The sequence below is a fragment of the Sphingomonas oligophenolica genome (assembly GCF_006438955.1).
Lineage (GTDB): Bacteria > Pseudomonadota > Alphaproteobacteria > Sphingomonadales > Sphingomonadaceae > Sphingomonas > Sphingomonas oligophenolica_A.
Genome location: NZ_RCZK01000003.1, coordinates 106,736 through 125,372 on the forward strand (window position 1 = coordinate 106,736; position 18,637 = coordinate 125,372).

Here is an 18,637-nt window from a genome sequence, read left to right on the forward strand (position 1 = left end):
AAGAATCGGCTTGGGAGAGCATGAATGGCACGCGTGGCGATCGTTACCGGCGGGACTCGCGGAATCGGCGAGGCGATCAGCCTCGCGCTGAAGGAAACCGGGGTCGTTGTCGCCGCGAGCTATGCGGGCAATAACGCGCGCGCCGAGGAATTCTCCGACCGCACGGGGATCGCGACGTTCAAATGGGATGTCGGCGATTTCGACGCCTGCCAGGCGGGATGCGCGACGGTAGCCGAGCAACTGGGGCCGGTCGACATCGTCGTCAATAACGCCGGAATCACCCGCGACGGCACGATCCTGAAGATGACGTACCAGGCCTGGAAAGAGGTGATCGACACGAACCTCGGCGGGTGTTTCAACATGGCCAAGGCGACGTTCGCTGGCATGCGCGAGCGCAAATGGGGGCGGATCGTCAACATCGGGTCGATCAACGGCCAGGCCGGGCAATATGGCCAGGTCAATTACGCGGCCGCCAAATCGGGCATCCACGGCTTCACCAAGGCGCTGGCGCAGGAGGGCGCACGCGCCGGGGTGACGGTCAACGCGATCGCGCCGGGCTATATCGACACCGACATGGTCGCCGCGGTTCCCGCCGACGTGCTCGAGAAGATCGTCGCGAAGATTCCGGTCGGGCGATTGGGCCAGGCGCACGAGATCGCGCGCGGCGTGGTGTTCCTGTGTTCGGAAGACGGGGGGTTCGTGACCGGTTCGACGCTGAGCATCAACGGCGGACAGCATATGTATTGACCGCCGTCGGCGGGCCGTGTCCCGGCCCCGACAAAACTAGGGGCCCGGCTCTTGCGAGCCGGACCCCCGCCCTCGATACGCTACGCGAGGGATAAGCACTGCCGCTTAGCGGCGGCAGTATCCGGGTCGGTCCGATCGATCGATGGCGCGGCCCGCAAGGGCCCCTGCGCCAGCGCCGAGGACGGTACCGAGAAGACGATCGTTGCGGCCGGCAACGGTGTGGCCGAGCAACCCACCGGCAATCGCGCCGACGATGGTGCCGCCGTCGCCGTCGTTGCACTTCTGGCGCGCGCGGTAGCTGCGATAGTTCTCGCCGCGATAGGTGCGGCCATTGTCCTGATAGCCCCGATCGTAGCCGCGGCTGTTGTAATAGCCACGTTGCGCCATCGCAGGGGCTGCCGGAACGAGCGCGGTCGCGCTCATGGCCACTGCGGCACCGGTAAGGGATAGTGTTTTGAACATGGCTGTTCTCCCGTAAAAATCCTGTCGGCGGTGGCGGCCTTGCGGGGCCGCGCCTCCGTCGTCGATGGCGGCGTTATGCCGGTACCGCGTTGAGCAGAGGCTGAATGCGTCCGTTATCGCGGGTTCAGACTATCGCCCGGCGAAACGACGGCTATGACGACCGGATCGTGCGCGTCCTTTTCGTCATCCTGGCCGTGCTGCTGGTCGTGCCTAGCTGGACCGGGGAGACCAGGCTCGACCTGCTCGGACCTGGATTGACTGTCGCGGCGCGGCGCGTCGCGCACGATGCGACGCGGGCGCGGTTGGGCGGCCTGACCTACATCGGCGGGGTCGAACTGACGGGGAGCGATCCGGCGTTCGGGGGCTATTCGTCGCTCGCGGTCGCGGGGGACCGGTTCACCTTGCTGAGCGATGGGGGCAATATCCTGCGCTTTTCGATGGGGGAGGACTGGCAGCCGCGCGACGCGAGCGGCGCGAATCTGCCCGCCGGTCCCGGAACCGGATGGGAGAAGCGGGACCGTGATTCCGAATCGATGGCGACCGACGAACGCCATGTCTGGGTCGGCTTCGAAGGCTATAACCAGATCTGGCGGTATGATGCGGGCTTTGCCCGCGCCGACGCGTGGATCGCGCCCAAGGCAATGCGCGCGTGGTCAGCGAATGGCGGCCCCGAATCCCTCGTGGCGCTGCCCGATGGACGGTTCCTGACGATCAGCGAGATGTCGCATTCCCCGAAGCGCCGGTGGGAGGGCAGCGAGAAGGCGCGATTGAAGACGCGCGATGCGCTGATCTTCGCGCACGATCCGGTCGCCGATCCGCATCCCCGGCGGTTCGCGGTGGTCGAGCAGCGGCGGTACGATATCTCGGATGCGGCGGCGCTGCCCAACGGCGACGTGCTGCTGCTCAACCGAAAGTTCGTGCTCCCGTTCCGATTCGTCACACGAATCACGCGGGTGCGCGCCGCGCGTATCCGCGCGGGCGCAGTCGTGGTGCCGGAGACGATCGCGACGCTGGGCGCGCCGCTGATCGGCGAGAATTTCGAAGGGATCGCGGTGACGCGCGAACGTGACGCGACGATGATCTGGATCGTGTCCGACGACAACCAGTCGGCCCTGCAGCGGACGTTGCTGCTGAAATTCAGGCTGGACGCGCGATAGCCCGAGACGGCGACGGCCCGCCGCTCCGGGAGCGACGGGCCGTATCGAATCGCTCGAAGCGCAAATCAGGCCGCGGCGGCGGCGGTGCTCTTCTTCGCGATCTCGCGCTTCAGGCGACGGCAGCGCAGCGACAGCTTGTCCTCGCTGGTCTTCAGCAGCCAGTTGTCGAGGCCGCCATTATGCTCGACCGAGCGCAGCCCGTGCGTCGAAACGCGCAGCTTGACGCCCTTTTCGAGGCTGTCGGAGATCAGCGTCACATTCTGCAGGTTGGGCAGAAAGGTCCGCTTGGTCTTGTTGTTGGCGTGCGAAACATTGTTTCCCACCTGCCGGCCCTTGCCGGTCAGCTCGCAAATGCGCGACATGGTTGAATTCCTGAAGTTCGGCCTGTGCCCGGGTTTACCCCGGAAAGGGGGCGCGGATAGCCGCTGGGGGCGCGGGCGTCAACCGTGGGGACGTGCAACCCCACTGGCGGGACCGCGTTGTTACGCCTACGATCCCACGGACAAAGGGGAATGATTTCATGCGTACGCTACTCGTCCTGCTCGGGCTGATCGCCCTCATCGTTGCGGGCCTGATGTATTTCGGGCTGATCAACATCGACCAGACCCGTGCTGGTGCGATCCAGACCCCGCAATTCCAGGCCGACGTGGCGCGGGTGTCGGTCGGCACCGAGAACAAGACCGTGGCGGTGCCCACCGTCAACGTCCAGAAGCCCGGCAACCCGCAGTAAACGCGGGCGTCGGCGGCGTGGAACCCCACGTCGCCCGCGCGCCACGGCGAGCGCGATGATCCCGCTGCCCGAACCGATGCGCCTGGCGCTCGATGCCGCGCGCGCCGCAGCGGCGGCGGGCGAGGTGCCGGTCGGGGCGGTTATCGTCCAAGCCGGACGGGTGGTCGCGACCGCGGGCAACGCGCCGCGGCGCCTTCACGATCCGACCGCGCATGCCGAGATCCGCGTGATTCGCGCGGCCGCGGCGGCGCTGGGCCGCGAGCGGCTCGACGATTGCGACCTGTGGGTCACGCTGGAACCCTGCGCGATGTGCGCGGGGGCGATCGCGCATGCCCGGATCGCCCGGCTCTATTATGCCGCGGCCGACCCCAAAGGCGGGGCGGTGGAGCATGGCGCCCGCATCTTCACGCAGCCGACCTGTCACCACCGCCCCGATGTCTATGCGGGGATCGCCGAGGCCGAAGCCGCGGCGATCCTGCGCGGGTTTTTCGCCGAGCGCCGCTGAGCGTCAGCGGCGAACGTCGGTTTCGGGAATCGGCACGATCTTGATCTCGACCCGGCGATTCGCGGCGCGCCCGGCGTCGGTGTCGTTCGACGCGATCGGCTGGCTTTCGCCATAGCCGCGTGTCCCGATCCGTGCCGACTGGACGCCGCGGCTTTCGAGATAGCTCGCGACCGAGGCGGCGCGCTGTTCGGACAGCGTCTGGTTATACGCATCGCTGCCGGTCGAATCGGTATGGCCGTACACGTCGATATAGGTCTGGTTATATTGCTTGAGCGTGTCGGAAACCTGATCGAGCGTGCGCTGGAATTGCGGCTGCACGTTCGCGCTGTCATAGGCGAAGGTGATCCCCGACGGGATGTTGAGGACCAGATTGTCGCCGTCGCGGGTCACGCGAACATCGGTGCCCGCGGTGCGCGCGCGCAGATCGCGTTCCTGCTTGTCCATGTACGCGCCGATCCCGGCCCCGGCGAGCCCGCCGATCCCCGCGCCAATAATCTTTTCGGTGCGATCGTTGCGACCGCCGACCAGGTCGCCGAGCAGATAGCCGCCGACGACACCACCGATGCCGCCGATCGCGGCCTTCGAAATGCGGCGTTCGCCGGTGACCGGATCGGTCGTGCAGGCGCTGGTGGTGACGAGCGCGGCGAGCGCCGCGGCGGCGAGAAATTTGGTTTTCACTGACTTACTCCCTTACTGATGCCGGTATAACCAGACGGCCCACCCGATTGTTCCGCTTCCGGTCTGAATGGCAGCTGATGGTTGTGGTCGCGCGCAACGTGCGGCAAAGAGGGGGACGCCAATGGCACCGCTTCCCCCCTTCCCCTGGATCGACGTGCTGATCATCCTCGCGCTGGTCGCGGTGAACGGCGTGTTTTCGATGAGCGAACTGGCGATCGTCTCGTCGCGCAAGGCGCGGCTCGAGGCGATGGCGCGCAGCGGCAGCACGGGCCTGCGGCGCGGCGCGGCGGTCGCGATCGTGCTGGCGGCGAACCCCGGCAAGTTCCTGTCGACCGTCCAGATCGGAATCACGCTGATCAGCGTGCTGGCGGGCGCGTTTTCGGGCGAGGCGCTGGGGCAACCGACCGCGCTCAGGCTCGAGGCGCTGGGGCTGGCCCCCGATACCGCGCGCAGCGCGGGGCTGGCGCTGGTGATCGGGGTCACGACCTTCGTGTCGCTGATCGTCGGCGAATTGATCCCCAAGCAATTCGCGCTCCGCAAACCCGAACCGATCGCGGCGATCATGGCGCTGCCGATGACGTGGCTCGCGGTCGCGACCAAACCGATCGTGTGGCTGCTCGATTCGACCAGCGCGCTGTTTTTCCGGCTGCTGGGGCTGAAACGCGAATCGGACGAGCATGTCACCGCCGAGGAATTGCACCTGATCGTCGCGGAGGCATCGAAATCGGGGGTGATCGCGGAGCATGAACGCTCGATCATCTCGGGCGTGGTCCGGCTCGCGGATCGCCCGGTGCGCGAGGTGATGACACCGCGGACCGAGGTCGACTGGCTCGATCTGGGCTGGGATGCCGACGCGATTCGCGCGACGCTGCTCGAAACCGCGCACACCCGGCTGCCCGTGGCGGACGGGTCGATCGATACGGTGCTCGGCGTCGTCCAGGCGCGCGACATCGCGCGCGCGCTGTTCCGCGGCGAGGAGATCGACCTGGCCGCGCTGATGCGCAAGGCGCCGGTGGTGATCGACCAGATCGACGCGATGGACGCGCTGATCGCGCTGCGCGAGGCGGAGGTGCCGATGGCGCTGATCCACGACGAATACGGGCATTTCGAAGGGATCGTGACCCCCGCCGACCTGCTCGCGGCGATCGCGGGGGAATTCAAGTCGGACACCGACCCCGACGAGGCGCCGAGCGTGGTCGAGCGCGACGACGGATCGCTGCTGGTCGCGGGGACGATGGCCGCGGATGCGCTCGCCGAACGGCTCGGGATCGAGCTGCCCGAGGATCGCGACTATGCGACCGTCGCGGGGCTGGCGCTCGCCGCGTTCCGGCATCTGCCGCGCGAGGGCGAGACGTTCGAAGAACAGGGCTGGCGGTTCGAGGTCGTCGACCTCGACGGGCGGCGGATCGACAAGCTGCTGGTGAGCGCGGTCGAGACGGTGGAAGACTGAAGCGCCGCCGATTGGAGTGCGGAAGTTCACGGAAGGTCATGCTATCGACGCGAGTGATCGCGCCCAAAGGTAACGAAGTTCACGCGACGTAAGGGGCGAAAATGCGACGAACCGAGGGCAACGGGTCGGCGTCGCGGGGTGCCGACGGCGGTGCGTGGATCAACGGTGGGAAAGAGCGTCGGACGGAGCATGACAGCGGAGACGCGTGTAGGACAGCGATCGTTTCGTGGGTTGCCGCACGATTCTACGACGGATGACGAGGTGCCAGGCTTGGCGGATGTGCGGTTATCGTATATACGCTAACCGATGAGGATGATCGTGTGGGACGAGCCGAAGCGTCAACGCAATCTGGCAAAGCACGATCTCGACTTTGCCGACCTCGACGAATGGTTCTTTCTCGAGGCGATCACGGCACCGGCAAAGGATGGTCGCTACATCGCGATCGGTTGACTGGCCGATGGCACGATTGCGGTGGTGTATGCGCTGCTCGGGTCCGAAGCGATTTCCGTCATCTCGATGCGTCCCGCAAGCCGGAAGGAAAGGAGTTCGCTATGACCGCGACAAAAATCAGCGATGCCGAGGAGGCCCGCGTTCAACAGATGATCGCCAGCGATCCGGACGCACCGGAAGCAACCGATCAACAGCTTGCAGACGCCCGGCCTTTTGCCGAAGCCTTCCCTGATCTTGCGGCGAAGATGCGCAAGAATGTCGGGGGGCGTCCGCGTTCGGATAACCCCAAACAGCCGATTTCGATTCGCCTCGACCAAGACGTCATCGCAAAGTTCAAGGCCACCGGGCCGGGCTGGCAATCGCGGATCAACGAGGCGCTACGCCATGCCAAGCTTTCCCAATAGCGGCACGGCTTTTTACGAAATCGCTCGGCGGCGGTTTTATGACGCGGTGGGCGTGGGCTGAAGCGACAAGAGTGCCCATTTGCGGCTATCAATAATCCTGCTCCCTTTCTGAAAGAGAGGGGCGAGCCAGGAACGGGCGTTGCCGCTAAATGGCCGCCGACGCGCGTCAAAGATTTCCGAAGGTCGCTTTGTAGCCTTCGGTGTCGCCCGCGGCGAGGAGGCGGGCCTGGTCGATCCAGCGGTCGCGCGCCATGCGGCCTGCGAACGCGCCTAGCTGGGCGTCGAGGGCGGCGGCTTCGTGGTCGTCGAGCGCGGCGAGCTGGCGGGCGTCGGTGATGCCGAGTTCGGCGAGGCGCGCGGCGACCTTGGGGCCGAGGCCTTTGAGCGTGGTGACGGGGATCGCGTTGGCTGACATCGTGGCGGCCGGAATCGCGGCGGCTGGAATTGTGGTGTCGGGGGCGGGGGTCGGGTGCGGAACTGTCTCGTCGATCGCGGGGCTCGCCTCGAACGGGGCGGCGGCGGGGATCGGCTCGTTGGCGAGGGGTGCGGGGTCGCTCGGCAGGGCTTCGTCAGTCTCCGGCGGTGGCGCGGCGGCGGGGGTGGTCGGTTGGTGATCCGCGTCGCGGCGATGCGCGATGTCGGCGTTGTCGGCGACGATCGTCCGGTTTGCCTGGCGGCGCGCGTGACGGAGGCGGATGCCCCAGATGATCCCGAACACGACGAACGCGGCGAAGATCGCCATGATCGCAAAATGCGCAGTGGTGAGGGCGCTGATGCCATCGGGGATCAGGCTCGCGCCGGAGGCGGAGGTCATCGGGGTATTGTCGTTCATCGCGCCGTCCTAGCGCGCGCCGCCCGGCGCTGCGAGGGACATTCTCGACGGGGCGTGGCAGCGGCGCGGCGCGTCACCGCGCCAGTTCGCGCCAGCCGATGTCGCGGCGACAGAAGCCGGTGGGGAAATCGATCGCGTCGACCGCGCGGTACGCGGCGGCGTGCGCGGCCTGGACGTCGGGACCGCGCGCGGTGACGCCCAGAACGCGGCCGCCCGATGCGACCAGCGTGTCGTTCTCGATGCGGGTGCCCGCCTGGAACACCGTTGCGCCGGTGGCTGCCGCAGCATCCAGCCCGTGGATCGCGCCGCCGAGTTGGAGCGTGGCAGGATAGCCGTTGGCCGCCATCACCACGACGAGCGCGGTGTCGTCGGCGAAGCGCGCGCCGGGGATCTCGACGAGCCGTCCTTGCGCGACCGCGAGCAGCGTTTCGGCGAGATCGCCGTCGAAGCGCATCATCAGCACCTGGCATTCGGGATCGCCGAAGCGCGCGTTATATTCGATGAGCTTCGGACCCTGCGCGGTGAGCATCAGGCCCGCGTAGAGGACGCCGCTGAACGGCGTGCCGTCCGCGGCGAGCGCGCGGATCGTGGGTTCGACGATCTCGGCGATCGCGCGCGCTTCGAGTTCCGGAGTGAGGACGCGCGCTGGGCTGTAGGCGCCCATGCCGCCGGTGTTGGGGCCGGTATCGCCCTCGCCGACGCGCTTGTGATCCTGCGCGGTGCCGAAGGGGAGCAGGGTCGTCCCGTCGGTTAGGACGAACAGGCTCGCCTCTTCGCCGTCGAGGAATTCCTCGATCACGACCGCGGCGTCGCCATTGGCGTAGAGCGCGTCGAGCGCGGCGGTCGCCTCGGCTTGCGCATAGGCGATGAAGACGCCCTTGCCCGCGGCGAGGCCGTCGGCCTTGATCACGACGGGGAGGCCGAAGACGTTGGCGAGCGCGGCTTCCGCCCCGTCGCGGGTGGTGCAGCGGATATAGCCCGCGGTCGGGATGTTGGCGCGGCGGCACAGGTCCTTGGTGAAGCCCTTCGATCCTTCGAGCTGCGCGGCGGCGCGGTCGGGGCCGAACACCGCGATGCCCGCGGCGCGCAGGGTGTCGGCGAGGCCGTCGACCAGCGGGGCTTCGGGACCGATCACGACGAGCGCGACATCATGGGCGCGGGCGAAGGCGACGACGCTGGCGTGATCGGTCGCATCGAGCGTGACGCAGGTCGCATGGCGCGCGATGCCGGGGTTGCCGGGGGCGGCGTAGAGCGTATCTAGCAGGGGCGACTGCGCCAGTTTCCACGCGAGCGCGTGTTCGCGACCGCCCGATCCCAACAACAGGATGTTCATGCCCGATCCCTTCGATTCCACCGCGACGACAACCGGGCGGCTGGTAGCCGAGCCCGTCCCCGGCGACAACGCGCTCGCGCTGTCGGTCGGCGAACTGGCGGGGCGGCTGAAGCGGATGGTCGAGGGCGAGTTCGGTCATGTCCGGCTGCGCGGCGAGATTTCGGGGTATAAGCGCGTAGCATCAGGGCATTGTTACCTCAGCCTCAAGGACGAAAGCGCGGTCATCGACGGGGTGATCTGGAAGGGGAATGCGGGCGGGCTCGCGTTCGTGCCGCAGGACGGGATCGAGGTGATCGCGACGGGCAAGCTCACCACCTATCCGGGGCGGTCGAAATACCAGATCGTGATCGAGCGGATGGAGTTGGCGGGCGCGGGGGCGCTGATGGCGCTGCTCGAGAAGCTGAAGGCGTCGCTGACGGCGGAGGGGCTGTTTGCGAGCGAGCGCAAGCGGGCGTTGCCGTTCATGCCGCGCGTGATCGGGGTGGTGACCAGCCCGACCGGCGCGGTGATCCGCGATATCCTGCATCGGTTGGAGGATCGCTGCCCGACCCACGTGCTGGTGTGGCCGGTCAAAGTGCAGGGTGACGGATCAGCCGCCGAGATCGCCGCGGCGGTGCGCGGGTTCGATGCGATCGAGCCGGGTGGTCCGGTGCCCCGCCCCGACCTGGTCATCGTCGCGCGCGGGGGCGGGTCGATCGAGGATCTGTGGGCGTTCAACGAAGAGGTCGTGGTGCGCGCGGTTGCGGGGTGCTCGATCCCGATCATCTCGGCGGTCGGGCATGAGACCGACACGACGCTGTGCGACCATGCCGCCGATCGCCGCGCGCCGACGCCCACTGCGGCGGCGGAGATCGCGGTGCCGGTGCTCGCCGACCTGCGCTACACCGTGCAGAGCCACGCCGCGCGGACCGAACGCTGCGCACAGCGCTATATCGAGCGCGGGCGCGAGCGGCTGGATGCGGGCGCGCGGCTGCTGCCGAAGCGAGATGCGTTGTTGGGGCCGCAGCGCCAACGTGCCGACGAGGTGGGGGCGCGGCTCGATCGTGGGCTCGAACGGCGGGTGACCGCGGCGCGCCGCGTGCTCGACGGCGCGACCGGCGCGCTGCGCCCCGCGATCCTGCAGCAGCGTCACGCCAAGGCCCGCGATGCGCTCGACGCGACGTGGCGGCTGATCCGGTCGCTCAATCCCGACCATGTGCTCGACCGGGGCTATGCCCGTGTTACTGCGCGGGGCGACGGCGCGACGCTGTCGTCGTCGGCGGCGGTGCGCAAGGCAGGCGCGGTGACGCTCCACTTCGCGCATGGCGATCGCGTCGATGCGGCGGTCGAAGGCACGACGGTTGAGCCGCGCAAGCCGCGCGCCTACACTGCCGCCAAACCCGACCAGCCGACGCTGCTCTAGCGCCCCACCATCCAGAGAGATCCGATGCTCGTCAGCAATTCCGATCGCCCCGCGCGGGTTCACTATATGGCCAACGGCTTTCGCGTGCTCGCGCCGGGCGACCACGTGCTGTGTGCGACCAGCGGGGTGCGAATCCCGCTCGACATCCTGCGCTATTGGAGTGTCGCGCGGCAGGAGCCCTATGCCACCGCGCAGCTCGCGAGCGAGGCGCTGGCACCGGTATGACGATGCGCTGGATGCTCGCCGCCGCGCTGATGATTCCCGGGGTTGCGACGGTAGGGGCCGCGCAGCAGGCGGTCTCCACCCCGACGGGCGCGTTCCGCTATACCGGCACGCTGACCCAGGGCGGGCTGATCCGCGGCGACGCGCCGCGGGGCACGGTATCGCTGACGCTCGACGGCGAGCCGGTCGGGATCGCGGATGGGCGGTTCGTCGCGGGGTTCGATCGCGACGCGGGGCAGGCCGCGGTGCTCGCCGCGACGCTGGCCGATGGCCGGGTAGTGCGCCAGACGCTGGCGATCGCGCCGCGCGACTGGAATATCTCGCGGCTATCGTCGCTGCCCAAATACCCGGTGCCGAGCGCCGAATTCCAGCGCATCCGCCCCGGCGAACTCGCGCAGATCGTCGCGGCGCGCGCGCAAGCGACCGATGCCGCGGGCTGGCGGCAGGATTTCGTCTGGCCGGTCACCGGGCGGATTTCGACGCGGTTCGGGTCGCAGCGCATCTACCAGAACGGCGAGGCGGGATCGTACCATTCGGGGATCGACATCGCGCGCGCTACCGGCACGATCGTCGTTGCGCCAGCGGATGGTGTGGTGATCCTCGCGGCACGCACGCCGTTCACGCTGGAGGGCAATCTGCTCATGCTCGACCACGGGATGGGGCTCAACAGCGCGTTCCTCCACCTGTCGCGGATCGACGTGACGCCGGGCGACCATGTCCGCCAGGGCCAGCCGATCGGGCTGGTCGGCAGGACCGGGCGCGCGACCGGGCCGCACCTCCACTGGAGTCTGAGGTGGCACGACGCGAAGCTTGATCCGCTGCTGGTCGCGGGGGCGATGTAGGTGGGCGCAGAGGCTTGCGAATGCGTTTCCTGATTAACGGTGAGTCAAACATGTGACTTTTGGGTTACAGGCAGTCTGAAATCCCGTCTTACGCCCGCCCCTTACTTTACAGCACCACCCCAGCCCGTGCATCACTATAGGTATGTCCTCCGTACGCTTTCGCGTTCGACAAAGGGGGGGCTTGTCATCTCTGGCACGGGACCGTCGCAACGGGCCGTTGCCGGACAAGCGAGGGAAACGCTTTTATGATCGCATATTCGACCAACGCGCGTCGCAAGCTGCGCGCCGGAACCGCTCTGAAGGCCTTGGCGCTGGTGGGCGCCAGCGTAGGAGCGATCGGGATCGGCGCGCCCGTTGCGGCGCAGGATTTCCAGAACGTTATCGCATCGGGCCGCGTCCAGGGTACCAACGGGACGCCCGTCGCCGGCGCGACCGTGGAAATCCGGTCGGATGCGCAGGGCTTCACCCGCGCCACGACGACCGATCGCAGCGGAGCGTTTCGGATCGGACAGGTCCCCGCGGGCCAGTACACGATCACGATCAGCGCGGACGGCTATGACACCTACACCGAAGTCGGCGTGGCGTTGACTCAGTCGGGTGCCGCGAATCAGTTCACGCTGGCCCCGAGCGGGACGGCATCGGCATCGACTGGGGGCGACATCGTCGTTACCGCTGGGCGTATCAAGGTCGCCGATTTCGATCAGACCACGACCGGTTCGACTATCAATGTCGCCGACCTTGCCGATCGCGTGCCGGTCGCGCGCGACTTGACCTCGATCATCAAACTGTCCCCCGGCTCGATCAGCGGCGACGGCGCGTTCGGCAATCTGTCGTCGGTCGCCGGTTCGTCGGTAGCGGAAAACGTGTTCTTCGTGAACGGCCTGAACGTCACCAATTTTCGGACCTTCCTGGGGTCAAACGCGGTGCCGTTCGAATTCTATGACACCGTCGACATTAAGAACGGCGGCTATCAAGCCGAGTTCGGGCGCGCGACCGGCGCGGTCGTGACCGCGACGACGAAATCGGGATCGAACACCTTCCACGCGGGCGCGGTCGTGACCTTCGCACCGAAGGAATTGGCCGATAAGTCGCCGAATACGCTAACACAGGACAACGACAACGATCTCCGCCAGGATCTGCGCGCCGATTTCTACGTGTCCGGCCCGGTCATCAAGGACCATCTGTTCTTCTACGGCTTGTATGAAAGCCGTTATGTCCAGAACGGCGACGGGATCAACATCGGCAAGCCGCCGACCTATATCTCGAGCACCAACAAGAGCCCGTTCTTTGCGGGTAAGGTCGATGCCGTCATCACCGACGGCCAGCGGCTCGAATTCACCTATTTCCGCACCACGAGCACGTCCTACAACACGATCAATGCCTACGATCCGGCAACCAACCGGCTGGGGGATTATCAGTCGAGCTACCTGCGGCAGTTCGGCGGCAACAATTATGTTGGGCGCTACACCGGATCGTTCACCGACTGGCTGACTGTGTCGGCGGCATACGGACGCAGCAACGACCGCGACAACACGCTGTCGAGCACGCCGAATATCTCGCGCGTCCGGGACTACCGGAACAGCTCGCTGGGCCCCAATCTGGCCAATCAGTTGCAGGTACAGTCGACCAACGAAGACGAGCGCAAATTCTATCGTGGCGACGTCGACTTGTACGTCAAGCTGCTGGGAACCCACCATTTCCGGTTTGGTTACGACCATGAGGACCTGACGACGACGGGCACGACGAATTACACCGGTGGTTCATTCTATGCGATCCGCAACTCGACGTCGCTGGGGACTTATTACACGCGGCGCGTATATGAGACGGGTGGGTCGTTCCACGTCACCAACGAAGCCTTTTACGCGCAGGATAGCTGGACTCTGCTCGACAATCGGCTGACGCTGCAGCTCGGGATTCGCAATGATCGCTTCGTCAACAACAATGCGAATGACGAAGTCTTCTACAAATCCGGCGACCAATGGGGACCGCGCCTCGGGTTCACGATCGATCCGCTGGGTACGGGTCGTTCGAAAATTTATGGATCGTTCGGGCGTTACTTCCTGCCGATCGGGGCGAACACCAACATCCGCCTGGCCGGACGCAATTACGACGTGACCGATTATTTCAAGTTCGTCGGGCTCGATGCCAATAACGTGCCGCTACAGGGTGCGCCGATCAATATCTTCTCGCCCTGCCTGCGGACTAGCAACAGCAATTGCCGGATCGCGACCAACGGCGAGGTCGCAAGTACGCTGAATTCGGTTGCGACCAATCTGAAGCCGCAGTCGGTGGACGAATATATCCTCGGCGGCGAAGTGCGCGCGGGTAGCTATTGGCGGTTCGGTGTCTATGGCACCTATCGCAAGCTGAACCGGGCGCTCGAAGATTCGGCGATCGACCAGGCGGCGATTAACTATTGCAATGCCAACAAACTGGGCTGCGCGGCGCTATACACTGGCTTTTCGCAATATGTGTTGAACAATCCTGGCGAACCGCTGTCGGTCACGCTGCTGGATGGGAAAACGAAGACGACGTTCACGCCGCAGCAACTGGGTTATCCGCGTGCCGAGCGTTTCTATAAGGCGATGACCTTCAAGGTCGATCGCGACTTCGACGGCACGTGGAGCCTGTCGGGATCCTATACCTATGCGAAGGGCTATGGGAATTACGAAGGCGGCGTGAAGTCGGACATCGGCCAGACCGACGTCGGACTGACGCAGGATTTCGATCAGCCGGGTTTCACCAACGGGGCCTATGGCTATCTCCCCAACGATCGTCGCCACAACTTCAAGCTGTACGGCAGCTATCGGTTGTTCGACTGGCTGACGCTGGGCGCATCGGGCACGCTGGTATCGCCGCGCAGGTTCGGTTGCCTGGGTGTGATTCCGCCCGAGATTGATCCCTATGCCAGCCTGTATGGCGTCGCGGGCAATTACTGCCGGTATGCCGGCGGAAAGCTCAGCAACTCCAATCCGATCGCACTGGTCCGGCGTGGCACCGCGCTGAAATCGGATTGGCAGTCCAACCTGGACGTGTCCGCGGCGATCCGGATTCCGAGCGATACAATCGATGCGGTTATTAGGTTCGATGTCTTCAACGTGCTAAATTCGAAATCGGTCTCGACGGTGCAGGAGGCCGGTGGGCAGGACGTGCTCGGATCGCCGGTGGATTACCCGATCGATCCCAATTACGGCGCGCCTACCACCTATCAGCCGCCACGCTATGTGCGTGCGCAGCTTCAGTTCCGCTTCTGATCGTTGCGGTTCTGAACAATTCAGGGGGGTCGGGAAGCCGACCCCCTTTTTTTGTCGATGGCGCGGCTGGCAGAGGTTGAAGCCACGGGGGAAGATTCGTAATTCCCGCGCATGACGACCGTTGTTCGCTTGCTAGACGATCTTCAGCGGGCTTTCGCCGCGCGCGATCGGGTGGGCATCAACGACATTCTGGCGGCGATGCTGAAGGGCAGCAGTGACGTCGGCGATCGCTGGGGGATGTTCGCGGACATACTGGCAAACCACGGCGAGTGGACGTTGGCGATCCGCGCCGCCCGGCGTCATTGCGAGCGGAACCCCGCAGACACTGCGCGAGGTTTTGGTGAAGCGGTGATCCTGGCGCGTGCCGGGCGCAATGCCGACGCCGCGGCGGTTGCGGGTCGATTGCAGGCGAAACGTCCTGCAGACCCCGACCTCAACCATTTTCTCGGTGCGCTGGCGTCCGAACGCGGCGCGTTCGACGATGCGTGCGACTATTTTCAAACCGCGATCGACGCGGGCGCGTCGGCAGGCCAGTCGTGGCTCGAGTTGGCGGCGATCCATCGCTTTTTGCCCGCCGACCCGATGCTCGACCGGCTTCGTCGCGCAGCGGCGGTGACCTCCCTGCCGGCGGATGCGCGCGCCGCGACGCTGTATGCGCTTGGCAAGGCGCTCGATGACATCGGCGACATTGACGCCGCGTTCGCGGCGTTCGACCAAGGGAGTCGGATGGTGGCGCCGCTTCGCGCTTATGATGGGCGTGCCGACCGCGCCGAGGCGGATGCCGCGCTTTCGCGCGCGGCCCGATCCGCGCCGCGCCCATCGGGCGATGGCGTCGAACGCCCGATTTTCGTGACCGGACTGCCGCGATCGGGGACAACGCTGGTCGAACAAATTCTGGCCAGCCATCCCGCAGTCGTTGGTGGCGGAGAACTGAATTTCCTTGCTATGTTGGGAAACGAGATCGGCGCCCCAGCGGCATTGCGGCGGTCCTATCTCCACCTGCTCGCCGAACGCTTCGACATTCGGGGGCGAGTGGTCGACAAAACCTTGGACATCGGACGGGTGTTGGACCCGCTGATCGCCGCTTTTCCGCGTGGACGGGTCGTCTGGGTGCGGCGTGCGCCGATCGATGTCGCCTGGTCGTGCCTGCGTACCTATTTCGCGGTCGGTGTACCTTGGAGCTGGGACCAACGGCGGCTGGCGGCGCACATGCGGGTCGAAGATCGGTTATTCGACCATTGGCGCGATCGCCTGGGCGATCGGTTACTCGTTGTCGATTATCAGGCGCTCGTTCGAGAACCGGCAACGCTGATCCCATCGATCGTGGCGCACGCCGGATTGACGCCCCATCCCGCGACGCTGCGACCGCATGCCACCCAGCGCACGATCCGAACGTCAAGCGTCGCGCAGGTCCGCGAGCCGATTTCGACACGGGCGATCGGTAGCGGCGACGTCTATCGTGACCACCTCGGGCCGTTTATCGACGCCTATCAGGGCTAAACGACGGTGAGCGTTAGCTTGCCATCGCTTTCGTCGACATCGACCGTGCTGCCGTCCTTCACGTCGCCACGCAGGATCAGGTCGGCGAGCGGGTCCTGGAGGTAGCGTTGTACCGCGCGGCGTAAGGGCCGGGCGCCGTAGACCGGATCATAGCCGACCCGCCCGAGCCACGCGCGCGCGGCGTCGGTGAGCGCTAGGGTGATCTTGCGATCGGCGAGCAGCTTGTCGACGCGCGCGACCTGGATGTCGACGATCGGCGCCATGTGCGCCTGCCCCAGCCGGTGGAACAGGATGATGTCGTCGAGGCGGTTGAGGAATTCGGGGCGGAAATGGCCGCGGACGATCTCCATCACCTGCGGCTCGACGCTCTCGACGTCCTGGCCTTCGTCGAGGTTGGCGAGATACTGGCTGCCGAGGTTGCTGGTGAGGATGATCAGCGTGTTGCTGAAATCCACCGTGCGGCCCTGGCCATCGGTCAGCCGCCCGTCGTCGAGCACCTGAAGCAGGATGTTGAAGACGTCGCCATGTGCCTTTTCGACCTCGTCGAACAGCACGACCTGATAGGGGCGGCGGCGCACCGCCTCGGTCAGCACGCCGCCTTCCTCGTACCCGACATAGCCGGGGGGCGCGCCGATCAGCCGCGCGACCGCGTGCTTTTCCATGAATTCGCTCATGTCGATGCGGACCATCGCGTTGCCGTCGTCGAACAGGAATTCGGCGAGCGCCTTGGTGAGTTCGGTCTTCCCGACCCCGGTTGGCCCGAGGAACAGGAAGCTGCCGAGCGGGCGGTTGGCGTCCTGTAGCCCGGCGCGCGCGCGGCGGACCGCGGTGGAGACCGCGCGGACCGCCTCGGCCTGGCCGATCACGCGCTTGCCGATGACCTCTTCCATCCGCAGCAATTTGTCGCGTTCGCCCTGGAGCATGCGGTCGACCGGGATTCCGGTCCAGCGGCTGACAACCCCCGCGATGTCGTCGGCGGTGACTTCCTCGCGCAGCATCGCGCCCTTGGTCTGGCCTTGCGCGTCGTCGAGTTGCTTGCTGAGTTGCGGGATGGTGCCGTAGCTGAGCTCGCCCGCGCGCGCGAGATTGCCCTCGCGCTGCGCCTGGTCGAGCTCGATGCGCGCGGCGTCGAGTTGCTCCTTGAGCTTTGCTTCCGCGCCGATCTTGTCCTTTTCCGCCTGCCATCGGGTGGTGAGTTCGCTCGATTGCTGTTCGAGGTTGGCGAGATCGCCCTCGAGCGTGGCGAGCCGGTCGACGCTCGCGGCGTCGGTTTCGCGGCGCAGCGCCTCGCGTTCGATCTTCAACTGGATGATCCGGCGATCGAGCGTCTCGATTTCCTCGGGCTTGCTTTCGACCTCCATGCGGATGCGCGATGCGGCCTCGTCCATCAGGTCGATTGCCTTGTCCGGGAGGAAGCGGTCGGTGATGTAGCGGTTGCTGAGCGTTGCCGCGGCGACGAGCGAGGCATCGGTGATGCGGACGCCGTGGTGGAGTTCGTAGCGGTCCTTGAGCCCGCGCAGGATGCTGATCGTGTCCTCGACGGTGGGTTCGCCGACGAAGACGGGCTGGAAGCGGCGCTGGAGCGCGGGGTCTTTCTCGACATATTTGCGATATTCATCGAGCGTCGTCGCGCCGACGCAATGGAGTTCGCCGCGGGCGAGCGCGGGCTTGAGGAGGTTGCCCGCATCCATCGCGCCTTCGGATTTCCCCGCGCCGATCAGCTGGTGCATCTCGTCGATGAACAGGACGATGTCGCCGTCGGCGGCCTTCACCTCGTCGAGCACGCCCTTGAGCCGCTCCTCGAATTCGCCGCGATATTTCGCGCCCGCGATCAGCGCGCCCATGTCGAGCGACATCAGTGTGCGGCCCTTGAGCGTGTCGGGCACGTCGCCGTTGGCGATGCGTAGCGCGAGTCCTTCCGCGATTGCGGTTTTACCCACGCCGGGTTCGCCGATCAGCGCGGGGTTGTTTTTGGTGCGGCGCGCGAGAATCTGGATGGTGCGGCGGATTTCCTCGTCGCGGCCGATCACGGGGTCGAGCTTGCCGTCGCGCGCCGCCTGCGTGAGGTCGCGTGCAAATTTCTTGAGCGCGTCGTAGCGATCCTCGGCCGAGGCGGTGTCGGCGGTGCGGCCGCCGCGCAGGTCGTTGATCGCGGCGTTGAGTTTTTCGGGGGTCGCGCCCGCTGCCTTCAAGGCCTTGCCTGCGGCGGCGTTCAGCCCGAGCGCGAGCGCGACGAGCAGGCGTTCGACGGTCACGTAGCTGTCGCCCGCCTTAGCCGCGATCTGTTCGGCGGAATCGAGGACGCGAACCGCGTCATTATCGAGCCCTGGGGTCTGCTGCGCGCCCGAGCCCGAGACCGCGGGGATCTTGCTCAGGGCGAGGTCCGTCTCGCTGGTCGCCTTGCGCGCGTCGCCCCCCGCGGCGGTGACGAGCCCCGCGGCCATGCCCTGGTCGTCCTCGAGCAGCGCCTTCAACAGATGTTCGGGGGCGATCCGCTGGTGGTTCATCCGGATCGCGACGGTCTGCGCCGACTGGAGGAAGCCCTTGGCGCGGTCGGTGAATTTTTCGAGGTTCATGTGATGTCCCTAGTTCTGCGCCCGCTAAATAGTGTTGCATTTCGGCAACACAAGTCTTTTGCGGTCATGCCGGACTTGTTCCGGCATCCATCG

18 protein-coding genes are annotated in these 18,637 nt (G+C 66.2%); 12 read left to right on the forward strand and 6 right to left on the reverse strand.

Annotated features, from left to right (window positions below):
* Nucleotides 1-24: 24 nt before the first annotated feature.
* Nucleotides 25-747 (forward strand): acetoacetyl-CoA reductase, encoded by a 723-nt coding sequence (phbB, locus tag EAH84_RS05190; protein WP_140868793.1) that lies wholly within the window; start codon nt 25-27, stop codon nt 745-747.
* A gap of 105 nt (nt 748-852) precedes the next feature.
* Here phbB and EAH84_RS05195 read toward each other — a convergent pair whose 3' ends face one another.
* On the reverse strand, nt 853-1,209 hold the full coding sequence (locus tag EAH84_RS05195) for a glycine zipper 2TM domain-containing protein (RefSeq protein ID WP_140868795.1): 357 nt from the start codon (nt 1,207-1,209) through the stop codon (nt 853-855).
* A 167-nt stretch (nt 1,210-1,376) separates the two neighbouring features.
* On the opposite strand from EAH84_RS05195, the gene EAH84_RS05200 reads away from it, so the two are divergent.
* Nucleotides 1,377-2,366, forward strand: a complete 990-nt coding sequence (locus tag EAH84_RS05200) for an esterase-like activity of phytase family protein (protein ID WP_140868797.1) — start codon at nt 1,377-1,379, stop codon at nt 2,364-2,366.
* A gap of 65 nt (nt 2,367-2,431) precedes the next feature.
* Here EAH84_RS05200 and rpmB read toward each other — a convergent pair whose 3' ends face one another.
* A complete protein-coding gene (gene rpmB / locus EAH84_RS05205) occupies nt 2,432-2,728 on the reverse strand; it encodes a 50S ribosomal protein L28 (protein WP_140868799.1) in 297 nt (98 codons plus the stop codon).
* A 158-nt stretch (nt 2,729-2,886) separates the two neighbouring features.
* Between rpmB and EAH84_RS05210 the strand changes: the two genes are divergently transcribed.
* Nucleotides 2,887-3,096: a hypothetical protein gene (locus tag EAH84_RS05210; RefSeq protein WP_140868801.1), complete on the forward strand. Its 210-nt coding sequence runs from the start codon at nt 2,887-2,889 to the stop codon at nt 3,094-3,096.
* A gap of 76 nt (nt 3,097-3,172) precedes the next feature.
* Nucleotides 3,173-3,601, forward strand: a complete 429-nt coding sequence (locus EAH84_RS05215) for a nucleoside deaminase (protein WP_140869265.1) — start codon at nt 3,173-3,175, stop codon at nt 3,599-3,601.
* A gap of 3 nt (nt 3,602-3,604) precedes the next feature.
* Here the strand turns inward: EAH84_RS05215 and EAH84_RS05220 are convergent, their stop codons facing one another.
* Nucleotides 3,605-4,279 carry an OmpA family protein gene (locus tag EAH84_RS05220; protein ID WP_140868803.1) on the reverse strand — a complete coding sequence of 225 codons (675 nt, stop codon included), beginning with the start codon at nt 4,277-4,279 and terminating at the stop codon, nt 3,605-3,607.
* Between the two features lie 121 nt (nt 4,280-4,400).
* On the opposite strand from EAH84_RS05220, the gene EAH84_RS05225 reads away from it, so the two are divergent.
* The 3 genes from EAH84_RS05225 to EAH84_RS05235 all read left to right on the forward strand — a co-directional run bounded on the left by EAH84_RS05225 (nt 4,401) and on the right by EAH84_RS05235 (nt 6,583).
* Nucleotides 4,401-5,729, forward strand: coding sequence for a hemolysin family protein (locus tag EAH84_RS05225; protein WP_140868805.1), 1,329 nt, complete (start codon nt 4,401-4,403; stop codon nt 5,727-5,729).
* 306 nt (nt 5,730-6,035) lie between these two features.
* A complete protein-coding gene (locus tag EAH84_RS16335; protein ID WP_241656476.1) occupies nt 6,036-6,179 on the forward strand; it encodes a BrnT family toxin in 144 nt (47 codons plus the stop codon).
* A gap of 101 nt (nt 6,180-6,280) precedes the next feature.
* Entirely contained in the window at nt 6,281-6,583 is a 303-nt protein-coding gene (locus EAH84_RS05235) for a BrnA antitoxin family protein (protein ID WP_140868807.1), read from the forward strand.
* 166 nt (nt 6,584-6,749) lie between these two features.
* On the opposite strand, the gene EAH84_RS05240 is transcribed toward EAH84_RS05235, so the two are convergent.
* Both EAH84_RS05240 and purD read right to left on the reverse strand, forming a co-directional pair.
* A complete protein-coding gene (locus EAH84_RS05240; protein WP_140868809.1) occupies nt 6,750-7,415 on the reverse strand; it encodes a hypothetical protein in 666 nt (221 codons plus the stop codon).
* Nucleotides 7,416-7,488: 73 nt separating this feature from the next.
* On the reverse strand, nt 7,489-8,748 hold the full coding sequence (gene purD / locus EAH84_RS05245; RefSeq protein WP_140868811.1) for a phosphoribosylamine--glycine ligase: 1,260 nt from the start codon (nt 8,746-8,748) through the stop codon (nt 7,489-7,491).
* On the opposite strand from purD, the gene xseA reads away from it, so the two are divergent.
* The 5 genes from xseA to EAH84_RS05270 all read left to right on the forward strand — a co-directional run bounded on the left by xseA (nt 8,747) and on the right by EAH84_RS05270 (nt 15,968).
* A complete protein-coding gene (xseA, locus tag EAH84_RS05250; protein ID WP_140868813.1) occupies nt 8,747-10,150 on the forward strand; it encodes an exodeoxyribonuclease VII large subunit in 1,404 nt (467 codons plus the stop codon). The two genes, purD and xseA, sit on opposite strands and share 2 nt — an antisense overlap.
* Before the next feature lie 24 nt (nt 10,151-10,174).
* Nucleotides 10,175-10,375, forward strand: coding sequence for a DUF2093 domain-containing protein (locus EAH84_RS05255; RefSeq protein ID WP_140868815.1), 201 nt, complete (start codon nt 10,175-10,177; stop codon nt 10,373-10,375).
* Complete coding sequence (locus tag EAH84_RS05260) at nt 10,372-11,214, forward strand: M23 family metallopeptidase (RefSeq protein ID WP_425326440.1); 843 nt, start codon at nt 10,372-10,374, stop codon at nt 11,212-11,214. Before EAH84_RS05255 ends, EAH84_RS05260 begins: the two co-directional genes overlap by 4 nt.
* Before the next feature lie 245 nt (nt 11,215-11,459).
* Nucleotides 11,460-14,468, forward strand: coding sequence for a TonB-dependent receptor (locus EAH84_RS05265; RefSeq protein WP_140868817.1), 3,009 nt, complete (start codon nt 11,460-11,462; stop codon nt 14,466-14,468).
* Between the two features lie 111 nt (nt 14,469-14,579).
* Nucleotides 14,580-15,968, forward strand: a complete 1,389-nt coding sequence (locus tag EAH84_RS05270) for a tetratricopeptide repeat-containing sulfotransferase family protein (protein ID WP_140868819.1) — start codon at nt 14,580-14,582, stop codon at nt 15,966-15,968.
* On the opposite strand, the gene clpB is transcribed toward EAH84_RS05270, so the two are convergent.
* The gene (gene clpB, locus EAH84_RS05275) at nt 15,965-18,544 is read right to left on the reverse strand and encodes an ATP-dependent chaperone ClpB (RefSeq protein ID WP_140868821.1); all 2,580 of its coding nucleotides are present in this window, start codon (nt 18,542-18,544) and stop codon (nt 15,965-15,967) included. The genes EAH84_RS05270 and clpB overlap by 4 nt on opposite strands.
* Nucleotides 18,545-18,637 lie beyond the last annotated feature (93 nt).